The following is a 4,573-nucleotide window of genomic DNA, read 5'->3' as shown; positions in this document are numbered from 1 at the left end:
CCGAGATCAAGGTGCCGTTCAAGCATCCGCGCAACCGTCTCGACCCGGTCTTCCGCAAGCTCGTGGACGACATCTACGCGAAGATGACCGCGCGCCAGACCGACGAAACCACCAAGAAGGGGCTGGAGCTCGGCAGCTGGCTGCCGCGCGTGTCCACCAACCTGATGGCCGGTCTGATCGAAACGCTCGCTGCCGCACCGTATCACGGCCGCGCCGACATGCCGGAAATCGCGCGCTCGCTGCACCTGGAGGTCGACGATCTGTTCCCGATCGCGGAAGTGTTGCAAAACCTCGGTTTCGCCGACGTGCGCGAAGGCGACGTGCTGCTCACGCCGCCCGCGCGCGTGTTCGCGGAATTCGGCACGCAGGAGCGCAAGATGATGTTCGCCGAGCATCTGCTGCGCCACGTGCCGCTCGCGGCGCGGATCAAGAAGGTGCTCAACGAGCGGCCCGGCCATCGTGCGCCGCGTGTGCGTTTCGAGCAGGAGCTGGAGGACTTCCTGTCCGACGGCGCGGCTGAAGAAACACTCGATACCGTGATCGACTGGGGCCGTTACGGCGAGATTTTCTCGTACAACGACCAGTCGGAAATCTTCAGTCTCGAAGACGTGGAGTCCTGAGCAAGACGGGGTTCGCCCCGTGCGCTCATGAAAAAGCGGTCGCCGGGCGGGTTGCCCCGGCGACCGCTTTTCGTTTGCGGACAAGTCACGCTAAAGCCACGCTATTGCAGCGTGCCCCAGCGCGCCACGGCCGGCTCGGCCGTCGCCCACTTCCAGCCCGACGAGTCCTGGCACGCGCTCGCCGTGAACCACTGCTCGGGCGAGTCGGCCTTGTCGCCGTCCTGCACCGAGAACACGAACTCCTTGCACAGCGCGAGCGGGGTGGCGAACGCGCGCGTCACGCGCACCTGGCCATGGCCGTTTTCCACGGGCAACTGGTGCTTGATGCGCCAGAGGTCGAAGCCGCCCACCGGCAGGCGGCCGGCGGTCTCGGCGATCAACTCCTGCTGGTCCGCGTGCATGCTCTTCATGAAGCGGCCGACGGCTGCGTCGGTGGCGGCCTGCACGGCGATACCCACGCCCACGCCCACCGCCGGATTGGCCGTGACAATGCCGGTGGCCGCCGCGGCGGCGGCGCCGCTGGCCGCGCCGATCGACATGCAGCCGCTCGTCGTGAGCGTCGCGCCCAGGCAGAGCGCGGCTAGCGCGATCAGCCTGGCTGCGCGAGGCGTGGACCGAGGCGACTGCGGCAAGCGAGTGGAAAGCGCGCCGCTCATTGCAGCGCGCCCCAGCGCGCGGTGGCGGGTTCGGCCGAGGCCCACTTCCACGCGTCGCCGTCGCGGCACACGGAGGCGACGTAGAACGCGCTCGACGCGGCCTTGTCCTTGGTGGCGTCCTGATCGACGGAGAACACGATCTCCTTGCAGTCGAGCGCGCCGCTGCTGATCGTGCGGCTGACCGTGACGCGGCCGTGCTCGTCGTCCTCGATCGGGAACGAGTGCGTGATCGACCAGGGTGCGACCGCGCCGACGTCGAGCGGGCCGGCCGCCTGCGCGATGCTGTTCTGGGTGTTGGTGTGGACGACGCGCTCCGAGTACTGCACGCCGGCTTTCGCGGCGGCCACGGCGCCAAGGCCGATGCCGGTCGCCACGGCGGCGTTGCTCGTGACCTTCGAGGCGATGGCCGCGCCGGCAATGCCCGCGCCCGTTTGTGCGCCTTCGGAGTAGAGCGAGCTGCACGCCGAGCACGCGAGACTCGCCGCGGCGGCGAGCAGCGTGAGCGACGCGGCGCGTTTCCAGCGTGCGCCGGTGCGCTCGCGTTCGAGAGGCGGCGCGACGGCGATCGTTTCTACGACCGCCAGAGCCGGCGACGGCGCAACGCGCGCCCGAGCACTTCTTTCTTGCATGTTCTTTCCCTGCCGCGTGCCGGATGGTGTTGCGTTGCGCGCCCATCCGGCAGGTTTGCGTACTTTACGTGCTGCGGATTGTGCAGCATGACATTGTTAGCGGGCATAGGGAAAGTGCAAGAAATTGCAAAAGCCCGTGCGCGGCGTGCCGATCTCTGATCGACGATGGGTCGTTTGTGCTTCTTGTGACGATCTGCGCCGCGCCCCGGATTGCTTGCGCGCGCAACGACAATGCGCCGCTGCGTGCGGTGCGTGCGCGATCAGGCTTCGCGCGTGTTGGGCGTATCCGGGGCGTCCGACGTCTCGGAGGTCTGCGGGTCGGCGGCAGTCTCGCCGTCGCCTTCGTCGGCGCCGTAGCTGCCGAGACGGTTGTAGAGCGTCTTGAGGCTCACGCCGAGCGTGCGCGCCGCGAGCCGCTTGTCGCCGCCGCAATATTTGAGCGTGCCGAGAATGATCTGCTTTTGCGCGTCGGCGAGCGGCGTGCCGATCCACACGCTCATCGCATCGCCCTGGGTGACGGGCTTCTTCACGCGCGGCACGAGTTGAGGATGCGCGATCTCCACGATCTTTTCCGCGAGGATGAACGCGCGATAGACCGCGTTTTTCAGCTCGCGCACATTGCCGGGCCACGACCAGTTGCGCACCGTTTCGAGCGCGCGCTTGCTGAAGGTCTTTTGCGCGCCTTCCTGCTCGTTGAGCTCGGTGAGAAAGTGCTGGGCAAGCAACTCGCGGTCGCGCTCGCGCTCGCGCAGCGGCGGCGCGCGTAGCGGAAACACGGCGAGCCGGTACATCAGGTCCTCGCGCAGGCAGTTGTCCTTCACGGCGGCGAGGGGGTCGCGGTTGGTCGCGGCGATGATGCGCACGTCGCCTTGAATCGCCTCGTTGCCGCCCACGGGAAAATACTCGCCGGTTTCGAGCGCGCGCAGCAGTTTCACCTGATGCAGCAGCGACATCTCGGTGATTTCGTCGAGAAACAGCGTGCCGCCGCGCGCGTGCTCGAAGTGACCGTCGCGCGCCTGCACGGCGCCCGTGAAGCTGCCTTTTTCGTGACCGAAGAGTTCGGCCTCGATCAGCTCGTCGGGAATCGCGCCGCAGTTCACCGCGATGAACGGACCCCCGCTGCGCTCGCTTTGCGCGTGGATCGTACGGGCGATCAGCTCCTTGCCCGTGCCCGATTCGCCGACGATTAGCGCGGTGGCGTCGGTCACGGCCACGCGGCCGATCTGCGCATAAAGGTCCAGCATGACCGCCGACGAGCCGTACAGCAGGCCGTACGACTGCAATCCCGCGACGCGCGCATCGGCGTCCTGGGCGGTACTTCCGGTACTTCGTTTGGCGGCGGGCGAGCCCGGCTCGATTGACGCCATAGGGATGTTCGTCCTGCAAGGTAGTGCGGGCGTTCGCTTTCAGCGCGCATCTGCGTGTTGCTGTGCGCATCTGCGCGTGGCTGCGAACCGGCCCTGCGATCCGGGGCTGGCCGTCCAGGACAGGTGCGGAACTTGCCGCTCCGACGGCCGCGAGGTTTCCATCTCGTAAACATTTAACCACTGCCGCGCATCAGTGGGCAATGGACCTGCCCAGGGCCCGCAGGCCGTAAATGCCGCTGGCGGTAGCCGACGGGGCGCTGCTGCGCCGGTTTCGACGCCACGATTCTGCCTTGATTCCGGCTGCTTTGCTGCTCACGGGGCCGCATGCGCGCCAGCCGGTGGCACGCATCCTGCTGCGGAACTTGCAGCCGCGCGCACCGTCATCACCATCAGAGGCGGCGCATCGGCCACGCCCTCGGGCGATGCCATTCGCGACTTCCGTCCATCACGAGGCCTGTCTGGGAGAGAGCGAGATGTCGAAGAACAGCAACGGTTGGGTAGGAACCCTGGTGACCGTCGGCGCGCTGGGCGCGATGGCGGGCATGCTGGCCTGGCGTTTTTCGCAGCGTCACCGCATGCAGCGGCAATCCTTCTATCGCGACCTGAGCCGCTGGGAGGGCGAGGGCGGCTCGCTCGCCGAGACCAACGGCAACGGCGTGGGCGCCGAAATGGCCATGGCCGGCGGCGCGGCGGTGCGCGAGCACGAGGATACGGCCGGGCGCGGCATCAAGCGCGCCGCGATGAACGGCGTGAACGGTACGAACGGTGCAAGCGATGCCAACGGCGCGCCGTGGCCGTTTCCGCATGGCTAGGCGAGGGCGGGCGCGCCCCGGCGAGAGCCGTGCCCGCTCATCTCGAATAAGTCTATAATAGTCATATCAACAACAATCGAGGTTCGGGCAGCACGCGGCGCGCGTGATTGTTGCGCGCACGTAGCAGAACCGCACGTATCGAAGGAATCGCCGTCTTCGGCGTGCGTCCGACCGTTTCGTACTCCATGGCAGCGCAACATCCTGCGCCGCGACCTCCGCGACGCCGGGCAATCGTGTCCGGCGACGAAGCGGCGGGCGCGGCGCGATCGCTTTGGAGCCATTCACCTATCAGGGCTGACGAGACGCGATGCCACATGTTTTGATTGTCGATGACGACGCGCAGACCCGCGAGGCGCTAGCGGCCGTGGTGAGCGAAGACGGGCTGACCACCGCGCAGGCGGGTGACCTGCGCGAGGCGCGCATCCAGCTCGTGCGGCAAATGCCGGACGTGGTCTTCACCGACCTGAAGCTGCCCGACGGCAGCGGCAC

6 protein-coding genes are annotated in these 4,573 nt (G+C 67.4%); 3 read left to right on the top strand and 3 right to left on the bottom strand.

The genetic code is table 11. From position 1 onward, the window contains the following. Positions 1 to 620 (top strand): AAA-associated domain-containing protein (locus C7402_RS45975; protein WP_208949111.1); only part of this gene is annotated, 620 nt, incomplete at its 5' end. 101 nt (positions 621 to 721) lie between these two features. Here the strand turns inward: C7402_RS45975 and C7402_RS45970 are convergent. The 3 genes from C7402_RS45970 to C7402_RS45960 form a co-directional block, all read right to left on the bottom strand. After that, a complete protein-coding gene (locus C7402_RS45970; RefSeq protein WP_116615293.1) occupies positions 722 to 1,276 on the bottom strand; it encodes a hypothetical protein in 555 nt (184 codons plus the stop codon). Next, complete coding sequence (locus tag C7402_RS45965; RefSeq protein WP_224042587.1) at positions 1,273 to 1,905, bottom strand: hypothetical protein; 633 nt, start codon at positions 1,903 to 1,905, stop codon at positions 1,273 to 1,275. The genes C7402_RS45970 and C7402_RS45965 overlap by 4 nt, the downstream gene beginning before the upstream one ends. A 260-nt stretch (positions 1,906 to 2,165) precedes the next feature. Then, positions 2,166 to 3,272 carry a sigma-54 interaction domain-containing protein gene (locus C7402_RS45960; protein ID WP_112172658.1) on the bottom strand — a complete coding sequence of 369 codons (1,107 nt, stop codon included), beginning with the start codon at positions 3,270 to 3,272 and terminating at the stop codon, positions 2,166 to 2,168. A gap of 473 nt (positions 3,273 to 3,745) precedes the next feature. Here C7402_RS45960 and C7402_RS47550 point away from each other — a divergent pair, with 473 nt between their 5' ends. Beyond that, the gene (locus tag C7402_RS47550) at positions 3,746 to 4,084 is read left to right on the top strand and encodes a hypothetical protein (protein WP_116615292.1); all 339 of its coding nucleotides are present in this window, start codon (positions 3,746 to 3,748) and stop codon (positions 4,082 to 4,084) included. Positions 4,085 to 4,391: 307 nt separating this feature from the next. Next, positions 4,392 to 4,573 (top strand): response regulator (locus C7402_RS45950; protein ID WP_116615291.1); only part of this gene is annotated, 182 nt, incomplete at its 3' end.

Source organism: Paraburkholderia unamae, assembly GCF_003096875.1.
Classification (GTDB): domain Bacteria; phylum Pseudomonadota; class Gammaproteobacteria; order Burkholderiales; family Burkholderiaceae; genus Paraburkholderia; species Paraburkholderia unamae.
The sequence above is the reverse complement of the archived record's forward strand: the minus strand, read 5'-3'. Positions and strand labels throughout refer to the sequence as shown.